Origin of the sequence: Salinivibrio sp. ML198, from assembly GCF_001996015.1 — a bacterium.
Lineage (GTDB): Bacteria > Pseudomonadota > Gammaproteobacteria > Enterobacterales > Vibrionaceae > Salinivibrio > Salinivibrio siamensis.
Window position 1 is genome coordinate 60702 of record NZ_MUEZ01000014.1, and the last position, 19841, is coordinate 80542.

The 19841-nt window shown below is 51.4% G+C and carries 18 protein-coding genes; 7 read left to right on the plus strand and 11 right to left on the minus strand.

The features are described from left to right. Positions 1–43: 43 nt before the first annotated feature. From BZG25_RS11115 to hinT, 8 genes are all read right to left on the minus strand, one after another. Positions 44–1033: a cytochrome-c peroxidase gene (locus BZG25_RS11115; protein ID WP_369795683.1), complete on the minus strand. Its 990-nt coding sequence runs from the start codon at positions 1031–1033 to the stop codon at positions 44–46. Positions 1034–1212: 179 nt separating this feature from the next. Further along, complete coding sequence (locus BZG25_RS11120; RefSeq protein WP_077639075.1) at positions 1213–2502, minus strand: NAD(P)/FAD-dependent oxidoreductase; 1290 nt, start codon at positions 2500–2502, stop codon at positions 1213–1215. A gap of 263 nt (positions 2503–2765) precedes the next feature. Then, positions 2766–3308: an alpha/beta hydrolase YcfP gene (gene ycfP, locus BZG25_RS11125; RefSeq protein ID WP_046073128.1), complete on the minus strand. Its 543-nt coding sequence runs from the start codon at positions 3306–3308 to the stop codon at positions 2766–2768. Between the two features lie 181 nt (positions 3309–3489). After that, complete coding sequence (locus tag BZG25_RS11130) at positions 3490–4353, minus strand: DUF6279 family lipoprotein (RefSeq protein ID WP_131826113.1); 864 nt, start codon at positions 4351–4353, stop codon at positions 3490–3492. Beyond that, positions 4354–5217 carry a phosphotransferase gene (locus tag BZG25_RS11135; RefSeq protein ID WP_158010258.1) on the minus strand — a complete coding sequence of 288 codons (864 nt, stop codon included), beginning with the start codon at positions 5215–5217 and terminating at the stop codon, positions 4354–4356. Further along, positions 5210–5845: a hypothetical protein gene (locus tag BZG25_RS11140; RefSeq protein ID WP_077639078.1), complete on the minus strand. Its 636-nt coding sequence runs from the start codon at positions 5843–5845 to the stop codon at positions 5210–5212. Before BZG25_RS11140 ends, BZG25_RS11135 begins: the two co-directional genes overlap by 8 nt. A 59-nt stretch (positions 5846–5904) precedes the next feature. Further along, positions 5905–6282 carry a YcfL family protein gene (locus BZG25_RS11145; RefSeq protein WP_077639079.1) on the minus strand — a complete coding sequence of 126 codons (378 nt, stop codon included), beginning with the start codon at positions 6280–6282 and terminating at the stop codon, positions 5905–5907. 28 nt (positions 6283–6310) lie between these two features. Then, positions 6311–6661, minus strand: coding sequence for a purine nucleoside phosphoramidase (hinT, locus tag BZG25_RS11150; RefSeq protein WP_046073123.1), 351 nt, complete (start codon positions 6659–6661; stop codon positions 6311–6313). Between the two features lie 203 nt (positions 6662–6864). Between hinT and BZG25_RS11155 the strand changes: the two genes are divergently transcribed. Together BZG25_RS11155 and BZG25_RS11160 are read left to right on the plus strand one after the other, a co-directional pair. Next, positions 6865–8220, plus strand: coding sequence for a dihydroorotase (locus tag BZG25_RS11155; RefSeq protein ID WP_046073122.1), 1356 nt, complete (start codon positions 6865–6867; stop codon positions 8218–8220). 540 nt (positions 8221–8760) lie between these two features. Then, complete coding sequence (locus BZG25_RS11160; protein WP_077639080.1) at positions 8761–10392, plus strand: ABC transporter ATP-binding protein; 1632 nt, start codon at positions 8761–8763, stop codon at positions 10390–10392. A gap of 156 nt (positions 10393–10548) precedes the next feature. Here the strand turns inward: BZG25_RS11160 and BZG25_RS11165 are convergent, their stop codons facing one another. Then, positions 10549–12066, minus strand: coding sequence for a fumarate hydratase (locus tag BZG25_RS11165; RefSeq protein WP_046073795.1), 1518 nt, complete (start codon positions 12064–12066; stop codon positions 10549–10551). Between the two features lie 256 nt (positions 12067–12322). On the opposite strand from BZG25_RS11165, the gene pabB reads away from it, so the two are divergent. The 4 genes from pabB to BZG25_RS11185 all read left to right on the plus strand — a co-directional run bounded on the left by pabB (position 12323) and on the right by BZG25_RS11185 (position 17593). Continuing rightward, entirely contained in the window at positions 12323–13720 is a 1398-nt protein-coding gene (gene pabB, locus BZG25_RS11170; RefSeq protein ID WP_077639102.1) for an aminodeoxychorismate synthase component I, read from the plus strand. Then, a complete protein-coding gene (locus BZG25_RS11175; RefSeq protein WP_077639081.1) occupies positions 13717–14481 on the plus strand; it encodes a CoA pyrophosphatase in 765 nt (254 codons plus the stop codon). Before pabB ends, BZG25_RS11175 begins: the two co-directional genes overlap by 4 nt. A gap of 237 nt (positions 14482–14718) precedes the next feature. Next, positions 14719–15987: a serine/threonine transporter gene (locus BZG25_RS11180; RefSeq protein ID WP_046073120.1), complete on the plus strand. Its 1269-nt coding sequence runs from the start codon at positions 14719–14721 to the stop codon at positions 15985–15987. Positions 15988–16231: 244 nt separating this feature from the next. After that, positions 16232–17593, plus strand: coding sequence for an L-serine ammonia-lyase (locus tag BZG25_RS11185; RefSeq protein ID WP_046073119.1), 1362 nt, complete (start codon positions 16232–16234; stop codon positions 17591–17593). Positions 17594–17687: 94 nt separating this feature from the next. Here BZG25_RS11185 and BZG25_RS11190 read toward each other — a convergent pair whose 3' ends face one another. Both BZG25_RS11190 and nfsA read right to left on the minus strand, forming a co-directional pair. Continuing rightward, positions 17688–18275: an acetate uptake transporter gene (locus BZG25_RS11190; protein ID WP_046073118.1), complete on the minus strand. Its 588-nt coding sequence runs from the start codon at positions 18273–18275 to the stop codon at positions 17688–17690. Positions 18276–18528: 253 nt separating this feature from the next. After that, a complete protein-coding gene (gene nfsA, locus BZG25_RS11195; protein WP_077639082.1) occupies positions 18529–19251 on the minus strand; it encodes an oxygen-insensitive NADPH nitroreductase in 723 nt (240 codons plus the stop codon). 247 nt (positions 19252–19498) lie between these two features. On the opposite strand from nfsA, the gene BZG25_RS11200 reads away from it, so the two are divergent. Next, entirely contained in the window at positions 19499–19765 is a 267-nt protein-coding gene (locus BZG25_RS11200; protein WP_077458277.1) for a GrxA family glutaredoxin, read from the plus strand. Positions 19766–19841: the final 76 nt, after the last annotated feature.

A 19841-nucleotide genomic window follows, 5' to 3' on the forward strand; every position in this document is an offset into this window, starting at 1 on the left:
CCAGCTCATTCCAGTGCTAACCGGCACGAGCTGGCAACATCACTTAATCGTCAAACGGCTGAGGCACTGGGGTATCAGCGTTGGAAGGTGGAAGTGTCGGCAAGTCAAAGCTCGGCTGATCGCCAGTCAATGTGAGTAAGAACGCCACAATCTTCGCATTTTCATCATCGGTAAACTTACGACCTAATTGCAGACGTCCCATAATGTCGACCGCCTCTGTTAACGTTTGCGCTTCACCGTCATGGAAATACGGATAGGTTAATTCCACATTACGTAGCGTCGGCACCTTGAACATAAAGCGATCCGCGTCTTTACCCGTCACCGCAATACGCCCTTCGACGGGATTCTCAGTTTGATAAGGTTCAAGCAAGCCCATTTTCTGGAACGAGGTACCACCTAACGCACTGCCGTTATGGCATGCCACGCACCCTGACTCGACAAACAGACGATAACCCGCCAACTCATAATCACTGATCGCAGAATCATCCCCCATTAACCACTGATCGAAAGGAGAGTTGGGCGTGACCAAGGTACGCTCAAACTCGGCAATAGCATCCGTCACGTGCTCAATCGTGATCTCCGTGACACCAAACACTTGATTGAATTCACGCACATATTGCGGAATGGACTGCAGAACATCGATGGCGAGTACATGGTTCGACGCCATCTCTCCTGGATTCGCGATCGGCCCGCCGGCCTGCTCTTGCAAATCAGACGCGCGACCGTCCCAAAATTGAGCAATAGACAAGCTAGAGTTCAAAACGGTAGGCGAATTAATCGGGCCTTGTTGCCAATTATGACCAATCGACGTTTTTAGGTTATCACTGCCACCCATGCTGAGGTTATGGCAGGAATTACACGAAATGAAGCCAGACTTAGATAGCCGTGGATCAAAAAACAGTTTCTTACCAAGCTCGGCTTTTCCGATATGGATCTCTTCTGGCGGGGTAATCGGCGAGACGGGTTCGTTGCGGGGTAATGCTGATGCAACCTGACTCGCTATAAGTCCGGTAGCGACAATAACCGTCTTAATGATTGAACGCATTGCTCCTCCTGATGATATTTTTTATTTAGTCACCACTAATGTAAAATAGTCACCCATCAAGACTTGTGCGAGTATAATGTCTACCTTTATTGACTACGATCAATAAAGACCGAGGCATGCCCCGGTCTTATCGTTTAATGTCGCGGTGCCTGATTCAGGCGCAACGTTTAGTGCAACTTTAGACTCGGACGCAACACGCGGTTAATCCGCCCAACCAGCATCATCAAACCGGTTTTGACATAACCGTGCAACGCAATTTGGTGCATCCGGTATAGAGAAATATAAACCATGCGAGCAATCCGGCCCTCAATCATCATCGAGCCTTTGGTCAGGTTACCCATCAAGCTACCCACGGTAGAAAAGCGGCTGAGTGAGACTAACGAACCGTGGTCTTTAAACACATACGGCTTCAGTTCACGCCCATTCAACGTCGCCACAATGTTACTAAAACAGCGACTGGCCATCTGATGCGCAGATTGTGCTCGCGGCGGTACTTTGCTGCCGTCTTCTTGCGTGCACGCCGCGCAGTCACCGATCACAAAGATATCGTCATCACGGGTAGTCTGCAGGGTATTTTTCACTTCTAACTGATTGATACGGTTTGTTTCTAAACCGGCGATCTCTTTCAAAAAGTCAGGCGCTTTAATGCCAGCGGCCCACACCATAATATCAGCATGAATGCGCTCGCCTTCTTTGGTTTCTAGCCCTTCTTCATCGGCCTTGGTGACAAAGGTATTGGTTTTCACCTTCACACCTAACTTCAATAATTCTTGATGTGCGGCACTAGAAATGCGTGGCGGCAATGCGGGTAATATCCGCTCACCGGCTTCAACCAAGGTCACGTTCAGTTTCGAGTTATCTAAATCACGGAAGCCATAGTTCCGCAGTTCTTTAATCGCGTTGTGTAGTTCGGCAGACAGCTCCACCCCGGTGGCACCGGCCCCGACAATGGCGATATCGACACTGCCTTGGCCGTGTTTGGCGTGCAATCGCATGAATTCGTTGTTCATCTCACGACGGAAACGATGCGCCTGCTTAGGGTTGTCGAGGAAAATGCAATTTTCCCGTACCCCTGGCGTATTGAAATCATTCGACGTTGAGCCAATCGCCATCACCAAGATGTCGTAATCCAACTCACGCTCAGGCATCAACAGTTCGTTGTTTTCATCATACATGGGCGCTAGCGTGATCACTTTCTGGTCACGATCAATGTCCCACAGCGTGCCCATTTGAAAGTCAAAACCATGGTTTTTAGCATGCGCACGGTAACTGAGCGCATCGACGCCTTCGTCCATCGACCCTGTCGCGACTTCGTGTAACAACGGCTTCCAAAGGTGGCTGCTATTTTTGTCCACCAAGGTAATCTCTGCTCGGCGCTTGCGGCCTAACGTGCGGCCCAGCTTGGTTGCAAGCTCAAGCCCGCCTGCACCGCCACCGACAACGATAATTTTGGTCACTTCTACATCCTTACCTAACTAAAAAAATACACGCTAGTCGCCCATCGGCGACTGGCTAAAACTGGCACTCATTGGCATTTTGTCAGTAACTAACAACATCTGTTGCGTATTCTGCGTTCTTTTTTATTGGATTGTTCGTCAACGCAAGGCTCTATTTTGCCGTAAAACGACAATTACTTCGAGCCTTGTCTGCGCTTAATTAATGGATTACATGTAGGAAAATTACACCAAATGCTCGCAACACTGTGGTTACGAGCATGGCATTAGGCCGATTGTTTAAACTCGGCAATGGCTTGTAGGTGGGCGGAGAGATTTTTAAATTTGTGGCTTTGTTTTTCATCCCAACGTACGGGATAAAACGGAGACAGCAGATGGTAGCTACGTTGACTGTCTAACACATCATCTTCTCGCGACAAAATGACCAACGCGCGCTGCTGATTACGTTGGCGAAAATCGGTAACGCATTTCGTGGCAATGTCTTCATACTCTTCCGGACGGTCGATTTTGCCCTGCATGTTTTCATAAGGATGAAGGTTGGGGTTAATGATCACCTGCTTAATGCCACACAGAAAGCCAATGCGCTCAGACCAATAAGCACCAAGCCCCACGCCGCAAATCAAAGGGGCTGGATCACTGCTTGCTTCAATTTGCGTCTGAACTTGTTTCAGCAGGTGTTGCATATCGTGCTTGGGGTGCATGGTGCTGTAGTTGATGGTGCGCACATCGTCATCAACAAATTGGAGCTGCAGCACCTTTTCATGGTTGCCTGGGCTCGTGGCATCGAAACCGTGAAGATATATGATCATGTAAAGCCATCCTTGGTTGTCGCAAAGCTGTGACCCTTATCAATAGCATAGCCCTCCGGACAGAAAAATGAGCAAGATCACCCTAGAAATAATCAGGGTATTTGACCCGCCACGATGTCACACCTCGTCCCGATAATAAGATAACGCGACCCGCTCCAGCAGACATTGCGCTAGTCAAGGCTCAACGGCTCATGTCACTAAGGCGCGTTTGCCACTCATTAAGACTTTCCACTAAGCGGTTGCGTTGTTCGTCATCCAGGCTGCGATCCAGGCGCAGCAGCCAATCCAGCCGCCGAGAACGATAGATTGCCATTTCGGTTTCCGTATCTGGCCCGGCTCGCCACGCCACCACATCATTCACCCATTGCGACAACGCCGCTTCGGTATCAATCGATTGTCTGTTATTGATAATGTTGAACAGGCGGCTGACTAACCGCTCACGTACTTGACGGAATGTCGGCATCGCCGCTTGTTGGTATTGCGCCATTTCGGCGAAGAGCGGCTGCTGATGGCGGCCGGTATCACCCACCCACTCTTCGGTATCTTCTTCTAAGTCATCCCGCTGATAGGCAAATTGCTCGTCCTCAGAACGCTTGGCGCGGCGCTGAGTGGCTTGTTCAATTTCCTCTTCCATCCACTGCGTCAGTGCTTGCGCTTGCTCATCGTCAAAACTATCAAGTAAACGTGCGGTGGCGGGCACAAAAGCCTGTAATGTCGCGCGAATTCTCTCTTTCACCGCGTCTTGATGCGCGCGTAATTGCGCCATGGTTTGCCGTTCGGTACTTTGTGTGGCGATCAGTCCTAAGCGCTCAGCAATCGCCGGTAATTCGTGTGTGCGGTGCCATTGTTGAATCTTGTCGAGGTCGGCTTTGACTTGGCGGGACTGTTCGGGGCGCAAATTGACAATATCGTCAATGTAGTAATGAATCCAAAACGGCAAGGTGTTATAGGCCAGCTCTGTGGTACAGCCTACCAGCAAAAGCAAACAGCCAACTAACCACCCTGTTCGACAACCTTGTTTGACCATCCCTTCCTCCGTGTTCAATTAGCCTCGCCTTTGTGCCGCCAGCTGTTCAAAAAGCTGATTAGCCGCCTCTTTATAGGCCGGTAGCCGATACAAGTTCGCACCTACCTCATACCAGCATAGCGCCAAATAGTCGGCAAACGGCAACCACGCCAAGACGCGCCTGCGCACCGCCTCCGTCGCTTTTATCTGTTGCTGCGCACAATAGGTTTCAATCACCGCATCAGGCTGTAGGGCATTGGCACGACAAAACAGCGCAATATCAAGGTGCGCATCGGCCGTACGTGCATATTCCCAATCAAGCACGACAGCGCCACGATGGGGCGTCATCACAACGTTGTAAGCGCCCAGATCCATGTGACACAGCACCGGAATATCGCCCTCTTCGGCAGGTCGCTGCGCGATTGCCCAGGCTTTAATATCCGCTAGACGATGCACGTTCGCGGCTGATAGCTGCCGCTCGTAATGCTGGCATTGTGCATCAACCGAGGCGGTTTCAATTTCAACCGGTAATTGGTGTATACGAACCAACAGGTCGATTAAGATCGCTGCGTGATCATCGTTACATTGATCAAGCGGCTGACCTGGCACCCAGGGCACCAGTAAGCCTTCGGCCAACAGCGCAATCGGCTGAGGTGCCAACCCATGATTGGCGGCCAAGGATTGTACGTTTGCTTCGCGCGCCCGATCGATATCAAACGCCCTGACGGCTTGGCTATTAGGACGCCATACACTCTGTCCACCTTGTGAATCGGTAACGCGCCAACAACGATTGGTCAAACCGGCGGCCAGTGGTTCAGTGTGGATTATCTCTGTCGGCTTGGCGTAAAAGCGGCTCAGTGCCGTGTTAATTGGCGCGTCGAGTGCCGGAGACCAATCATTCACTGACAAACGTCTCAACCCCTTGCCACGCAATCACACCAGAGTGTAAGTCCATCAGTTGCAGGCGCAGATGATAGGGGCTTCCCGCCGTTATTTTGCCACTCAGCTGGTACTCAGCCCCCAGCATTCGACCATATTGAACAATGGTAGACGGGTCGACCAATGCTTGATTTTGCGCAAGCCCAAGTGACTGACGCACCGCTTGCACTCTCGCCTCAGGCACTGGCGTAATGCGGCCAGCAGTGACTAACCCCGCTTTAAGCTGCTCGGAATAAGTTTGTGTCGGAAAGTAGTGGTTACTCAGGTTTTGAATGGGCTGCACCAGGGTGACGGGTGACGATTGCAACGGCTGGCTGTCAAGTAGTCCACTTACTGCCGCGTGCATTGCCTGATCCAAGCTCGGATGAGGCCGACGAGAGGGAGTCGTTGTCGATGGGCTCTGCGCACCCGGTTGATAAACCGGTTGTGTGCGTGGCGCACAGCCAACCACGGTCAGTAAGAAAAACGCCATGAGCAGAGTGGTAAGTAGTGAAGGCTGTCGCAGCGAACGCTGTCGCAGTGAAGGCTGTCGCAGTGAATACTGTCGCCCCGCCGACGGCATGGGTAAAGAAGCAAAGCGGACAAGTGCCATTGTTATTTCCTCAAGGATAAGTATGAGTCTGGCTGTTGATCTCGACGTAAGGAGACACGCTAGTGGACAATCACCATGCGGTACTGGGTCGCGCTCGCGGTCGGCACCCGAGTATTAATACGTTTAGAGGCCTTCGCGGGCAACGAAATACGCTGCCACTCAGACGGCGAGGCCTCCACTTGCAGCCCTTGTTTGTCGTACCAATAAAAGCGGTAACGCATCCACTGGGAGTGCTGGCTACGATTAATAAGCGTTAAACAGGTTTGTTGAATGGTCTTCGCACCGGCACACGCCCGCCGTTTAACGTCGAGTACCTGCGCCAGTGTATTATCCGAATAAACCACAGATTGTCCTGGCGTGATCGAAAGAGATGGCTTGCCGGTGGCACATCCAGCCAACAGGCTCAGGGTTGCCAGTAAACACAACCATTTACCCATACTCTTACCCTCTTAACGCTTGTCTCGACTAGCCAACCACCATTGGCCCCAGCGCCCGGCCACCCACTAGATGCATGTGAATGTGGTAAACCTCTTGCCCACCATGCTGATTACAATTCATGATCAAGCGGTAACCGTCTTCGGCAATCCCTTCGTCAGCGGCTAATTTTTTCGCCACCGTAATCATACGTCCCAGCGCAAGCTCATCATCGGTATCCACATCGTTAGTGGTCGGAATCAACTTATTGGGCACGACTAAGATATGCACAGGGGCACGCGGGTTGATATCGCGAAAGGCGGTCACGAGTTCATCCTGATACAAAACATCCGCAGGGATTTCTTTACGAATGATTTTGCTAAAAATTGTTTCTTCCGCCATGGTTCACTCCCTTTTATTGTTGTTTACCGCGCCAAGTATGCGGCAGCCCTACTTGAAGGGCAATACGCTGACGGTGCTAATGTACAACAATTGCGTCAACATCCGGTTAAAACTTGGTTAATCTCCCTAAACAATCAGGGGCTGAATCAAGTAATCGATTGCGTTACCATAGCGGCAATGCCTTGACATGTAAGGATCACAGCATGACCACCCTATTATTTAAGAATGTCTCCGTTGTCAACGAAGGACAAGTTGTTGAAACGGACGTCCTCATTGAGCATGGCCGAATCAGCCAAGTCGCCCAAGATATCAGCGCGCCCGCCGCGGCCGATTGCCGCGTGATTGATGCCACTGGCAAGCACCTTCTCCCTGGGATGATTGACGACCAAGTGCACTTTCGTGAACCCGGTTTTCCAAAGAAAGGCACCATCGCCACCGAATCCAAAGCGGCGGTCGCGGGAGGCATTACCACCTATATGGAAATGCCTAACGTCAACCCACCCACCACGACACTAGACGCGCTGGAAGAAAAATACCAACGCGCCGCGCAATCCAGCCATGCTAACTATGCATTTTACCTCGGCGCGACCAACGACAATATTGACGAAATTCGTCGTTTAGACCCAAATAGCGCCTGCGGGGTAAAAGTGTTTATGGGCGCCTCCACCGGCAATATGCTGGTGAATGATCCAGAGACACTCAACGCCATTTTCGCTGATTGTCCCACGCTCATCGCCACCCACTGCGAAGACACTCCCATGATCAGCGAACTCGAGAGCATCTATCGCGAGAAATATGGTGAAGATGTGCCGATTGATGCCCACGCGCACATTCGCTCTAAAGAAGCGTGCCTTAAATCATCCCAGCTGGCGGTTAACCTCGCTAAAAAGCACGGCACCCGTTTGCATGTGCTGCACTTGACCACCGAAGATGAACTGTATCAGTTTGAGCCAGCCAAAACGCTCGAAGCCCTGCAGCAAAAGCAGATCACTGCTGAAGCCTGTGTCCATCACCTGTTTTTCAACCGAGATGATTACGCGACAAAAGGCACGTTGATCAAATGTAACCCAGCGATCAAAGAAGCTCACCATCAGCAGGCACTGATTCAAGCGGTCAAAGACGGCGTGATTGATGTGATTGCCACCGATCATGCCCCCCATACGTTTGAAGAAAAGCAAAACAGCTACTTCAACGCGCCGGCTGGCCTGCCACTTGTGCAACATGCGTTACAAGTGGCCTTAGAGTTTTATCATCGTGGTATCTTCGATTTGCCTTTGGTGGTGCAAAAAGTCGCACACGCCCCTGCAGTTCGCTATCAGGTGAAAGATCGCGGCTTTATCCGTGAAGGGTATTGGGCCGATTTAGTGCTGGTGGATCTCAACCAAACCCAGACGGTTGGTCAAGATAACCTCTTCTACCAATGCCAATGGTCACCGTTTGACGGCCACACTTTCGGCTCTAGCATTGATATGACTATCGTCAATGGCCAAATTGCCTTTGAGCACGGTCAACACAGCGACGAACGCTATTCAACGCGCCTTGAGTTCGACCGTCAGTAAGTCATTGCATAGGCGCGCGACTATGTGTCGCGCGCACAAGACAGATATTTCACTGTATAACGCGTCAACAAGGGTGTTTTTGTCTGACAGGTCAAACTCTGGCATCACAAACCTTGCGCGCAATAACGATTTGCTTTTATATCCGAATCGTATATTGTGTGGGTGATATATGGATATTCACGCTGCTTGGTTTCAACACCGGATGATGTTGAAAAGCTGTGTTCGCAAGGAGAGGTAACCTTAAGCGTCTTTCGGTTATCGCGACACTCGTATCCTACCTCTTCCACTGGCGCAAGCTGTTCATCATGCCTGTTTTGGCCTTTGATGAAACGCTCCAGCTGGCTGATATCCGCATCAGGGCGTGCATTGTGGCTCCGGCCAACAATGACCAACCCAACACGAATGACGGGCGTTTGCGCATAAATCGCAGGCGACCATCCAAATCATCGAGTATCTGCCGTGCCAACGATACTGAGCGCATTCAGCGTCTATGGCTATTGGTGAACTCGTGACGTCGAATAATCAACCAGTGAGGTGATGATGTCTTCATCTGCTTCTAAGCCACTTCTCAGTGTCGAAAACCTGAGTGTGTCATTTACGACCAACGACGGCATGGTCGATGCCGTTAAAAATGTTAGTTTTGACATCATGCCCGGTGAAACCGTGGCAATCGTTGGTGAATCAGGGTCAGGAAAATCGGTTTCTAGTAGCGCCGTGATGGGGCTGCTCCCCAATAACGCATTAGTTAAGCCGGCCTCTAAAGTGACCTTTAATGACACCAATGTCTTGACGCTATCCACCAAGCAAATTCAGAAGATGCGCGGCGATCGTGTCGCCATGATCTTCCAAGAGCCGATGACTTCGCTTAACCCTTACATGCGTGTTGGCGAGCAGTTAACCGAAGCGATTCAGTGTCACCATCGCACCACAGCTGAGAAGGCAAAACAGCGCATCATCGACTTGTTAAACCTGGTTCACTTGCCTAACCCTACCAGCGCGCTAGAGAAGTATCCGCACGAGTTTTCTGGCGGTCAGCTTCAGCGCATCATGATTGCCATGGCACTGGTTAACGAACCGGATTTGTTGATTGCCGACGAGCCAACCACCGCCCTTGACGTCACGGTGCAAGCGGAAGTGCTTAATCTGATTGGTGAGCTCCAGCAAAAAATGGGCATGGCCATCATGTTTATCTCGCACGACCTCGGCGTGGTGAAACACCTGGCCGATCGTGTGGTGGTCATGTGCAAGGGTGAAGTGGTCGAGACCAACGACACCCAAGCCCTGTTCGACAATCCACAAAAAGATTACACCAAGATGCTGATCGACGCCGTGCCGCGTGGCCGCAAAGAAGCCCCGCAGGACGATGCAGAAAACTTGCTGACGGTGGATAACGTCACCATCAAGTACTTCTTGGGGGCAGACTTCTTTGGTGGCAACAAACGCTATTTCGAGGCGGTCAGCGATATCAGCTTATCACTGCGCCGTGGTGAGACATTGGGCATTGTCGGTGAGTCTGGCTCAGGGAAATCGACCCTAGGCCGCGCCATTATGCGCCTGTTACCCGTCGCTGAAGGTCGCGTTTGCTTTAAAGGCCAAGATATTCACGGGATCAAAAACAGCGAGAACAAAGCGCTTTGCCGCGATATGCAGATGGTGTTCCAAGACCCATTTGGCTCTTTGTCGCCACGCATGACAGTCGGTGAAATTGTTGCCGAAGGCTTGCGCACGCATTTCCCCGAGTTGAGCAAAAAAGAACGTCTCGAGCGGGTGAAAGATGCACTGTATGAGGTACGTCTAGATACCTCAGCGATCAACCGTTATCCGCACGAGTTCTCCGGCGGTCAGCGTCAGCGTATCGCGATAGCACGTGCGTTGATTTTGAACCCTGCGTTTATCTTGCTGGATGAGCCAACTTCGGCACTGGACCGCTCCGTGCAGCTGACGGTCATCGACTTGCTGAAAGATATCCAAAAACGCCATAACATCGGTTATCTGTTTATCAGCCACGATTTGAGTGTGGTTCGTGCCCTATCCGATCGCGTGATGGTGATGCAAAAAGGGAAAGTCATGGAAGCCGGTACCCCAGAGGAAATCTTCCATCACCCACAAAACGAGTACACGCGTAACCTGATTGCTGCCTCGTTCGACCTTGCAGAAGAGGAAGTGGCCTAGCCCACGCAGTGATGCCCAAACGGGCAACATCGTTAAACAAAAAATGCGCCAATTTGGCGCATTTTTTTATGGTTTCTATCCACTTATACGCTGCCCGACTCAACGCCTTCTTGTTAACGCAAGCAGGCGTTAAGCCAAACAGGCACCATTAACGGATTAGTCATCCATTTCGGCTATCTTCACCTTCCAGGTGTCTGGGCCAATCTGATGCGCATTTTGTCCTTGCGCGTCGACGGCCACCGTGACCGGCATGTCTTCGACATCAAATTCGTAGATGGCTTCCATCCCCAAATCTTCAAACGCCACCACACGTGCGTGCTTAATCGCTTTTGAAACCAAATAGGCCGCGCCGCCAACCGCCATCAAGTACACGGCTTTGTGGTTTTTGATTGACTCGACCGCCGCCGGGCCACGCTCGGCTTTACCAATCATGCCCATCAAGCCGGTTTCGGCGAGCATCATATCGGTAAACTTATCCATACGGGTCGACGTGGTAGGGCCTGCAGGGCCAACCACTTCATCGCCTACCGCATCAACAGGACCCACGTAATAGATAAAGCGACCGTTAAAGTCGACGCCTTCGGGAAGGCCTTCGCCATTGCGCAGCATTTCTTGCAAGCGTTTGTGTGCGGCGTCGCGTCCAGTCAGAATCTTGCCTGATAAAAGCACGGTTTCACCGGTTTGCCAGCTTTGCACGTCTTCTTTGGTGACCGTATCCAGGTTGACACGACGTACATTCTCGCCGACTTCCCAAGTGACTTGCGGCCACTCTTCCAATTTTGGTGGTGCCAACTCGGCAGGCCCGGTACCATCAAGTGTAAAGTGAACATGACGTGTGGCAGCACAGTTCGGGATTAAGCACACAGGTTTAGACGCCGCATGGGTCGGAGCCGTTTTCACTTTTACATCCACCACCGTGGTTAAACCGCCCAGCCCTTGGGCTCCGATGCCCAGCTTGTTCACACGATTGAAAATATCGAGGCGCAGCGCTTCATCGGCATTGCTTGGACCACGTTCGATAAGCGCTTGAATGTCAATGTGCTCCATCAGTGACTCTTTGGCTAACACCGCGGCTTTTTCTGCCGTGCCGCCAATGCCGATACCCAGCATGCCCGGTGGACACCAACCCGCGCCCATTGCAGGCAACGTTTTTTCTACCCACTCGGCAACATCATCCGATGGGTTGAGCATCACCATTTTGGTTTTGTTTTCAGAGCCTCCGCCCTTCGCGGCGATTTGAATATCCACGGTGTCGCCTGGCACCATGTCAATGTGCACCACCGCAGGGCTGTTATCACGGGTGTTTTGGCGTTTACCTGCCGGATCAGCCACCACAGAGGCACGCAACGGGTTGTCAGGATTGGTGTACGCACGTCGCACCCCTTCATCCACCATTTGCTGCACCGTCATATCGTGGCGGTCCCACTGCACGGCCATCCCTACTTTGACAAAACAGGTGACAATACCCGTGTCTTGGCAAATCGGGCGCTTGCCCTCGGCCGACATTCGCGAGTTAATCAAAATCTGTGCGATGGCATCTTTCGCCGCTTGGCTTTGCTCCTTGTTGTAGGCTTTTTCAAGGGCTTGAACAAAATCAAGAGGGTGGTAGTAAGAGATATATTGCAGGGCATCTGCAACACTTTCGATCACGTCTTGCTGTTTAATAGTGGTCATCATTGCCTCTGGTGTCATTTGCAGGACCCAAAGCGGGTATCCAGTGTTGGGGAGGCCTTCCCCTCGTTATTATCGTTTGGCTAGGCAGTTTTACTGCTCTGTGATGAGAGAAGTCGATGGTTGACAGCAACCTCGCCTCGTCTTTTATTGTTGCTCGTGCCGGAAAAGGCCTAGCTATGATACGCTTAGCGCTATCTGCGCGCCACACGGCGTCTTAACCGTGATCACAAAAAGAAGAATGCAACCACAAAACGCCATGAAGCTCACTACCACGCCAATCGACTACGCCCCGGATCTTGCGTTGACCCTGTTTGATAAGATAGCTCATCAGCCCTGGGCGATGTTGCTCCACTCGGCCACACGGACGCATCCGGATAGTCGCTTCGATATCCTGGTCGCCGATCCCATCGCCACGGTGACCGCGCGCCACAACCAAGTGACCACGCGTTATCCCGATGGGCACACCACCACTGACGATCACGATCCCTTTCACTGGGTCGCACAATTACAAGCACAGCTGTTACCGGCGGTTTCTGAAATCGCCCCCTGGCCGTTTGCCGGCGGTGCCCTTGGATATTTTGGTTATGACTTAGGGCGCTGTGTTGAAACCCTACCCACGCGGGCTAAAGACGAGCTCAATGTCCCTGACATGGCGGTTGGCCTCTACGACTGGGCAGTGGTGATTGATCATCACCAGCATCAAGCGGTGGTGATTGCCCCTGACAGCGATCAGCGCTGGCAATGGCTCACTCATCAAGCTGCACCGTCCCGTCCATCGTTTGCACTCACCGAACGCTGGCGCGCGAACATGACCGAGGCGCAATACCAGCAAAAATTTGCCCAAGTGCAAGCCTATTTACATGCCGGTGATTGCTACCAAATCAACTTAGCTCAACGCTTTTCCGCCCACTATCAAGGGGATGAATGGCACGCCTATCGTAAACTGGCCACCCGCAATGGTGCCCCCTTCTCTGGCTTTATCCGCTTGGCAGACAGCGCCATCTTATCGGTCTCGCCCGAGCGCTTTCTCTCGCTACACAACCAACAGATTGAAACCAAACCTATCAAGGGCACGCGCCCTCGCTATACCGATCCGCAACAAGATGCAGACAGCGCTCAGGCACTGAAATCGGCGGAAAAAGATCGTGCTGAAAACTTGATGATTGTCGATTTGCTCAGGAACGATATTGGCCGAGTTGCCTCGCCAGGTTCGGTTTCTGTGCCTAAACTCTTTGATATAGAGAGTTTTCCTGCCGTGCACCATATGGTGAGTACGGTCACAGGTAGGCTCCCCGAAGAAAAAACTGGCCTCGATCTGCTTCGCGCGGCGTTTCCCGGTGGCTCGATTACCGGGGCACCCAAAGTACGCGCAATGGAAATTATTGAAGAACTTGAGCCACACCGTCGCCATATTTATTGCGGCAGTTTTGCCTACCTCAGCCGCTGTGGTCGCATGGATTCAAGTATTACCATTCGCACCTTGGTCGGTCATCAAGATCAACTGCACGTGTGGGCCGGCGGTGGCTTGGTTGCTGATAGCAAGGCAGATGCCGAGTACCAAGAGACGCTCGACAAAGTCAGCCACATTCTCCCCGTGCTGGCAGACGATGACAGCTTGGCTGCCCCTATAACTGATTTAACGGAGTCACGATGACGCTAATCGCCGAAGAGCATGCTTATTTCACGCCTATCCGCTGTACGTTACGCGCGAAAGCCGCCTCTTGGTCTGCGTCCTCGACTCATCCTCAACCCATCTGTGACGCGCCAGGCCACCCCTTATCGCCCGCGGATGTCACCCGGGCTTTTTCGTTAACCCCGCTGGCGCGCCACGACAGTCGCATTTTAAACCGCGTTCGCCTCTCACCCAGGATATTGGGAGGCGCCGATTTTCAACCTGCCGCGGTATTGATTGGCTTAGTGCCACGCGAAAACGGGATTCAACTGGTGCTAACCCAGCGCGCGAGTCACCTAAAACATCATCCTGGCCAAGTCAGTTTCCCTGGCGGCAAGCGAGAGCCATCCGATAAAGATAATACCGACACCGCCACGCGGGAAATGTGGGAAGAAACCGGGATTCGCGTTGCCCCTGACGCGATTATTGGCCACCTGTGCCCGCTTCCCACCGTCACCGGCTACTACATTCATCCCGTCCTCGCGTGGGTAGCACCGGATTACCAACCTTATCTTGATGACAATGAAGTCGCTGCCTGCTTTGAAGTACCGTTAGATACCCTTTGCCGTCCCGGGCATATTCGCGAACAGTCTTTCCTACTGTATGGCCAGTGGCACCCTGTGTGTGCGTTTTATCACCAAGACCGACTGGTTTGGGGTGCCACTGCGCAATTACTTCGCGCATTAATCAGCCAGCTAACATTGTTTTCACCCTCGGGTAACCACCCATCAACCCACTCATAACCATGTAGTCAATAGGGATTTAGACGCACTTTGATGCATATTTACCCAACAAATATCTATACATTCATGCCTATATAGAAGCGCAATCCGCTCTCCGTTATTGATAGTCATCACATTTTGGTGCAATAGTCTGAGCACTGCTTTTCATATAGCGATCTAGCTCTTGGTTTTCTCTGTGGAAATCGCCAGAATTCGCCTTCCCTGATTCCTGTTCCCTACAATGTGAGTAGTATTGTTATGCAAACAACCTCGACGACTGGTACCAGTGCAACGTCGCGCCCGCGCTGGACCAAACAAGATACAACCTGGGCGCTTTCCCTTTTTGGCACCGCGGTTGGCGCGGGTATTCTTTTCCTTCCGATCAACGCAGGCATGAGCGGCTTTTGGCCTCTCGTGGTCATGACCTTGCTTGTTGGCCCAATGACCTTCTTTGCCCACCGCGGCCTCTCTCGTTTTGTTTTATCTTCTAAAAATGCAGGCAGCGACATTACCGAAGTGGTTGAAGAGCACTTTGGTGTTGGCGCGGGCAAACTGATCACCTTGCTGTACTTCTTTGCAATCTATCCGATTGTGTTGATCTACGGCGTCGGGATCACCAACACCGTCGACTCCTTCTTGGTCAACCAGCTTGGCATGGCGTCGCCACCACGTGCGATCCTCTCGCTAGCGCTTATTCTCGGCATGATGTCGGTGATGCTACTGGGCGAAAAAATGATGCTGCGTGTCACTCAGTTTTTGGTCTATCCGCTGGTTGGTATTTTGGTCTTTATGTCCATCTACCTGATCCCAGAGTGGAACACCGCGGCGCTATCGCAAGTGCCATCTGCCGGTGACTTTGCCATTACCCTTTGGATTTCGATCCCGGTACTGGTTTTTGCGTTTAACCACAGCCCGGCCATTTCGTCTTTCTCATTGGCACAGCGTCGTGACCATGGCGACGAAGCGGAATACAAGTCTGGTCAAATCTTGATGCGCTCGGCCGCCATGTTGGTCGGTTTCGTGATGCTGTTTGTCTTCTCTTGCGTGCTGTCCCTCACGCCAGCAGATCTGGCAGCGGCAAAAGCGGAAAACATCGCAATCCTTTCTTATTTGGCCAACAAGCATGAAAGCCCGTTCATTTCCTTCTTGGGTCCATTGGTGGCCTTTGTCGCGATTGTGTCCTCGTTCTTTGGTCACTACCTAGGCGCACGTGAAGGCCTGAACGGAATTGCCACCAAAGCGCTGCGCAGCATGGGGAAACCCGTTGATCGCAAAAAAATCGACGTGTTCACGGTGGTATTCATGATCCTGACCATTTGGTTAGTCGCCACCCTAAATCCAAGCATTTTGGGGATGATTGAATCACTTGGCGGCCCAATCATTGCCACCATCCTGTTTATTATGCCAATGTATGCCGTGAAAAACGTGCCAGCAATGCAGAAATATTCAGGTACAATCAGCAACGCCTTTGTTCTGATTATGGGGCTGGTGGCAATTTCCGCGATTACGTACAGCATGATCTCTTAATCACTAACGATTCTGAATCAGCCGTTTTGCTTAATCGAACACAGCGCGCGCAGCAGGCGCTATAGGACTGCTGCGTTGGGCTCTATGCCCAGCCGCATCCATCGATGTTTGCGGATAACAAGGAGCAGTGAAGGCTGCTCCTTTTCATTATGGCGAGCGTGCGCTTGCCATCACAGTCAATACCATGGACGGATGGCGTAAACACTAAATCCATTGCCCTTAGGGCATTGACTGAGGTAGACACATGATCAGTGTTTTTGACATTTTTAAGATTGGCGTTGGCCCATCCAGTTCTCATACGGTTGGCCCAATGAAAGCGGGCAAGTGCTTTGTTGATGAGCTCACCGCCAGTCAGCGTTTAACCGACGTCGATCGCGTCACGGTTGACGTATACGGCTCATTGTCACTCACCGGTAAAGGCCATCACACCGACATCGCCACGATTATGGGCTTAGCAGGCAACAGCCCTGAAACCGTTGATATCGATTCGATTCCCAGCTTTATTAAGCGGGTAGAAGAGACAGAGCAATTGCCACTGGGTGAGCAACAACACGCCGTCGCCTTCCCGCGTGATGGAGGGATGAACTTTCATACCTCTAACCTCTCACTGCACGAGAACGGCATGCAAATCCATGCCTGGCAAGGCGATGAGTGTGTACTGAGTAAAACCTATTACTCGATTGGCGGTGGCTTTATTGTTGAAGAAGCCGAATTTGGTCAGCCTGCCATGCAAGCGGTGCAAGTCCCTTACGACTTCAATAGCGCTGACGGCCTACTGGCACTCACCCAAGAAACCGGTTTTTCGATCAGCGGCTTGGTGATGGCCAACATGCGCAGCATGCACAGCCAGGACGAGATTGATACCTACTTCGCTGACATTTGGAAAACCATGCAGGCGTGTATGGCGCGCGGGATGGAAAACGAAGGCGTGTTACCTGGCCCGCTGCGTGTGCCGCGCCGTGCTGCCGCCTTACGTCATCAACTAAAAACCAGCGAAAAATATAACATTGATCCCATGGCCGTGGTCGATTGGGTGAACATGTTTGCCTTTGCCGTTAACGAAGAAAACGCTGCCGGTGGCCGCGTGGTGACCGCGCCCACCAATGGCGCATGTGGCATTATTCCTGCGGTGCTGGCCTACTACGACAAATTTATCGAGCCGGTTGATAAGTCAATCTACACCCGGTTTTTTGCCGCCTCCGGCGCGATTGGTGGTTTGTACAAGCAAAACGCCTCCATCTCTGGGGCAGAGGTGGGTTGCCAAGGTGAAGTCGGCGTTGCCTGCTCCATGGCCGCCGCTGGCCTGGCTGAGCTGATGGGTGGTAGCCCACACCAAGTTTGTATGGCAGCCGAAATCGCCATGGAACACAACTTAGGCCTCACTTGTGACCCGGTTGCCGGGCAAGTACAAGTGCCTTGCATTGAGCGCAACGGCATTGCCGCGGTGAAATCCATTAATGCCTCACGCATGGCTCTTCAGCGTTCGTCAGAGCCGCGTGTATCACTGGATAAAGTGATTGAAACCATGATGGAAACCGGTAAAGACATGAACGCCAAATACCGCGAAACCTCACAAGGTGGATTGGCCGTTAAAGTGATGTGTTAATCCTTTACTGTCAGGCTTAATCGCGCATAAAAAAAGCTCGGCCACTCACATGGCCGAGCTTTTTTAGATCTGAACAATCTAATCTATCAGGCGTTTACGCGGTTTGTGGCGCTAGCGTTGCTTTTTGCTCGCCAACAGGCAACACAGTACGGCCGTATTCTTCGTTAAGCACCTGCGCCATCGCGAAATAAATCGCACTCAAGCCGCACACAATGCCCTCAAAGCCTGCAATGGTGCCAATCAGTGCACTGCCGGTAAAATCGCGTGCCGCCAGCAAGAAAAATAGTACGGTCAAGCTAGCAAAGACAAACTGCTTCGCCAGGCAGTAACGGCGTGAACCGATGTACATAAAGCCGGTAAATACGCCCCACATCACCAAGTACCAACCCATAAAGCCGGCTGGGCTCGGTTGAGCAATCCCCATTTCTGGCATGACGATTAGCCCTACCAAGGTCAGCCAGAACAGGCCATAAGAAGTGAATGCCGTGGTACCAAAGGTATTGCCCTTTTTGAATTCCATGATGCCGACAATCACTTGCGCCAAGCCACCATAAAAAATACCCATCGCCAAAATCATACTATCAATGGGGAAAAAGCCCGCATTGTGAATGTTCAATAATACCGTGGTCATGCCGAAACCCATCAACCCCAAAGGGGCAGGATTAGCCAGTTTGTTTTCCATTAGAGCCCTACTTCGTATAAAAACAATTTAATGTTGAAAATGAGCGCGGATAGTGTCAGATAAAAGTGATTATCACGCGCAAAAACGCGGCAATATTACGGTTTACAGGACAGATGTAAATAGGTTTTAGCGCTTAGCGGCAGGATAAGACAATAAATCATTCAAATCAGATAGCAAACTGGACAAACTGAGGCGATAAATAGTAAAAAAGCAGCAAAACGCTGCTTTTTTATCCATCGCATTTAGATACTCTCTAACGGGTGCTAAACCCTTTGCTGTGCAGAAAGTCTTTCATAAACGGACGCGCTTCTTTTTCTAGCGTGGCGGAGATCTGTTCGCTCCAGCTCATGTCTTTATTGCCCCCCGTGCGGGTTTGATAATACTCGCGCACTTGGTTGTCATAGTCGCTTAGCGCCGCTTCATCAATGGCTTGATAGCTGTTTTCGTGGACCAATAGCTGTGCAGGCAACTTAGGCTTGGTTTCTGGGTCTTGCGCCGGTACACCCAAGCACATACCAAACAAAGGCATCACATGATTGGGCATCGCGAGTAGTTCAGCCACCTTTTCCGGCTGATTGCGTAAGCCGCCAATATACACGCCGCCTAGGCCCATGGATTCAGCAGCGACCATGGCATTTTGCGCCATAATGGCACCATCAATCGCACCGATAAGCGTCTGTTCGGTAAAGCCTAACTTGGCGTTAGGGTTAATTTGCTCATGGCGATGAAAGTCCGCACACCACACTAAAAACTCGGCACAGTCGGCTACATACGCTTGGTTGCCCGCGTATTCCGCCAGCAAGCGTCGTTTTTCTTTGTCCGTGACACGGATAATGCTGGTGCACTGCAAGAAACTTGAGCTGGATACCGCGCGCGCCGCATCGATAATCTGGGTTAATTGCTCGGAAGAAATCGCGTCTTGAGTAAATTTACGAATAGAGCGGTGAGAAAGAAGTGTCTCAATCGTTGGATTCATTGTGCTTCCTTATTTGACGTTGAGCCGTAAAAGCGGGACTTGATGGTTTTACACCTTTATACACATGGAAGCAATCACCCTGCTCTGACGCTTGATTCCCCGCCAAACTCACAGGCACGTGATCGCACGCGTAGCCGCGTCTAGACGCTTATCATCGGTTTTTCCTATTGGTGCGAAAGGGAAATTCATCTTTTCTAACGTCCGCCTATCAGGCATAGTAATGCCATTAACGCTAAAGGAGATGACTATGTTCGTCGTAATTTTTGGCCGCCCTGGCTGCCCATTCTGTGTTCGCGCAAAAGATTTGGCTGAAGAATTGAAAACAAGCCGTGAAGATTTCAACTACCGCTATGTGGATATCCACGCAGAAGGTATTAGCAAAGCCGACCTAGAAAAAACCGTCGGTAAGCCAGTTGAAACCGTGCCACAAATCTTTGTTGATCAAGCGCACGTTGGCGGCTTTACCGAATTTGAAGCCTACGCCAAAGAAAACCTCGGCCTGTATCAAGAATAAGGCGACGATAATCTTGCTAAAAAGCCAGCCTCACGCTGGCTTTTTTAATTTAAGCGCATTGTAACCACTCGCACAG

Excerpts from the sequence above, each read along its gene's own strand:
- BZG25_RS11180 (WP_046073120.1), top strand. The coding sequence starts at position 14,719 with ATGCAAACAACCTCGACGACTGGTACCAGTGCAACGTCGCGCCCGCGC.
- hinT (WP_046073123.1), bottom strand. The coding sequence starts at position 6,661 with ATGGCGGAAGAAACAATTTTTAGCAAAATCATTCGTAAAGAAATCCCT.
- ycfP (WP_046073128.1), bottom strand. The coding sequence starts at position 3,308 with ATGATCATATATCTTCACGGTTTCGATGCCACGAGCCCAGGCAACCAT.
- BZG25_RS11155 (WP_046073122.1), top strand. The coding sequence starts at position 6,865 with ATGACCACCCTATTATTTAAGAATGTCTCCGTTGTCAACGAAGGACAA.
- BZG25_RS11160 (WP_077639080.1), top strand. The coding sequence starts at position 8,761 with ATGTCTTCATCTGCTTCTAAGCCACTTCTCAGTGTCGAAAACCTGAGT.
- BZG25_RS11175 (WP_077639081.1), top strand. The coding sequence starts at position 13,717 with ATGACGCTAATCGCCGAAGAGCATGCTTATTTCACGCCTATCCGCTGT.
- BZG25_RS11200 (WP_077458277.1), top strand. The coding sequence starts at position 19,499 with ATGTTCGTCGTAATTTTTGGCCGCCCTGGCTGCCCATTCTGTGTTCGC.
- BZG25_RS11190 (WP_046073118.1), bottom strand. The coding sequence starts at position 18,275 with ATGGAAAACAAACTGGCTAATCCTGCCCCTTTGGGGTTGATGGGTTTC.
- BZG25_RS11185 (WP_046073119.1), top strand. The coding sequence starts at position 16,232 with ATGATCAGTGTTTTTGACATTTTTAAGATTGGCGTTGGCCCATCCAGT.
- BZG25_RS11165 (WP_046073795.1), bottom strand. The coding sequence starts at position 12,066 with ATGACCACTATTAAACAGCAAGACGTGATCGAAAGTGTTGCAGATGCC.
- nfsA (WP_077639082.1), bottom strand. The coding sequence starts at position 19,251 with ATGAATCCAACGATTGAGACACTTCTTTCTCACCGCTCTATTCGTAAA.
- pabB (WP_077639102.1), top strand. The coding sequence starts at position 12,323 with ATGAAGCTCACTACCACGCCAATCGACTACGCCCCGGATCTTGCGTTG.
- BZG25_RS11140 (WP_077639078.1), bottom strand. The coding sequence starts at position 5,845 with ATGGCACTTGTCCGCTTTGCTTCTTTACCCATGCCGTCGGCGGGGCGA.
- BZG25_RS11145 (WP_077639079.1), bottom strand. The coding sequence starts at position 6,282 with ATGGGTAAATGGTTGTGTTTACTGGCAACCCTGAGCCTGTTGGCTGGA.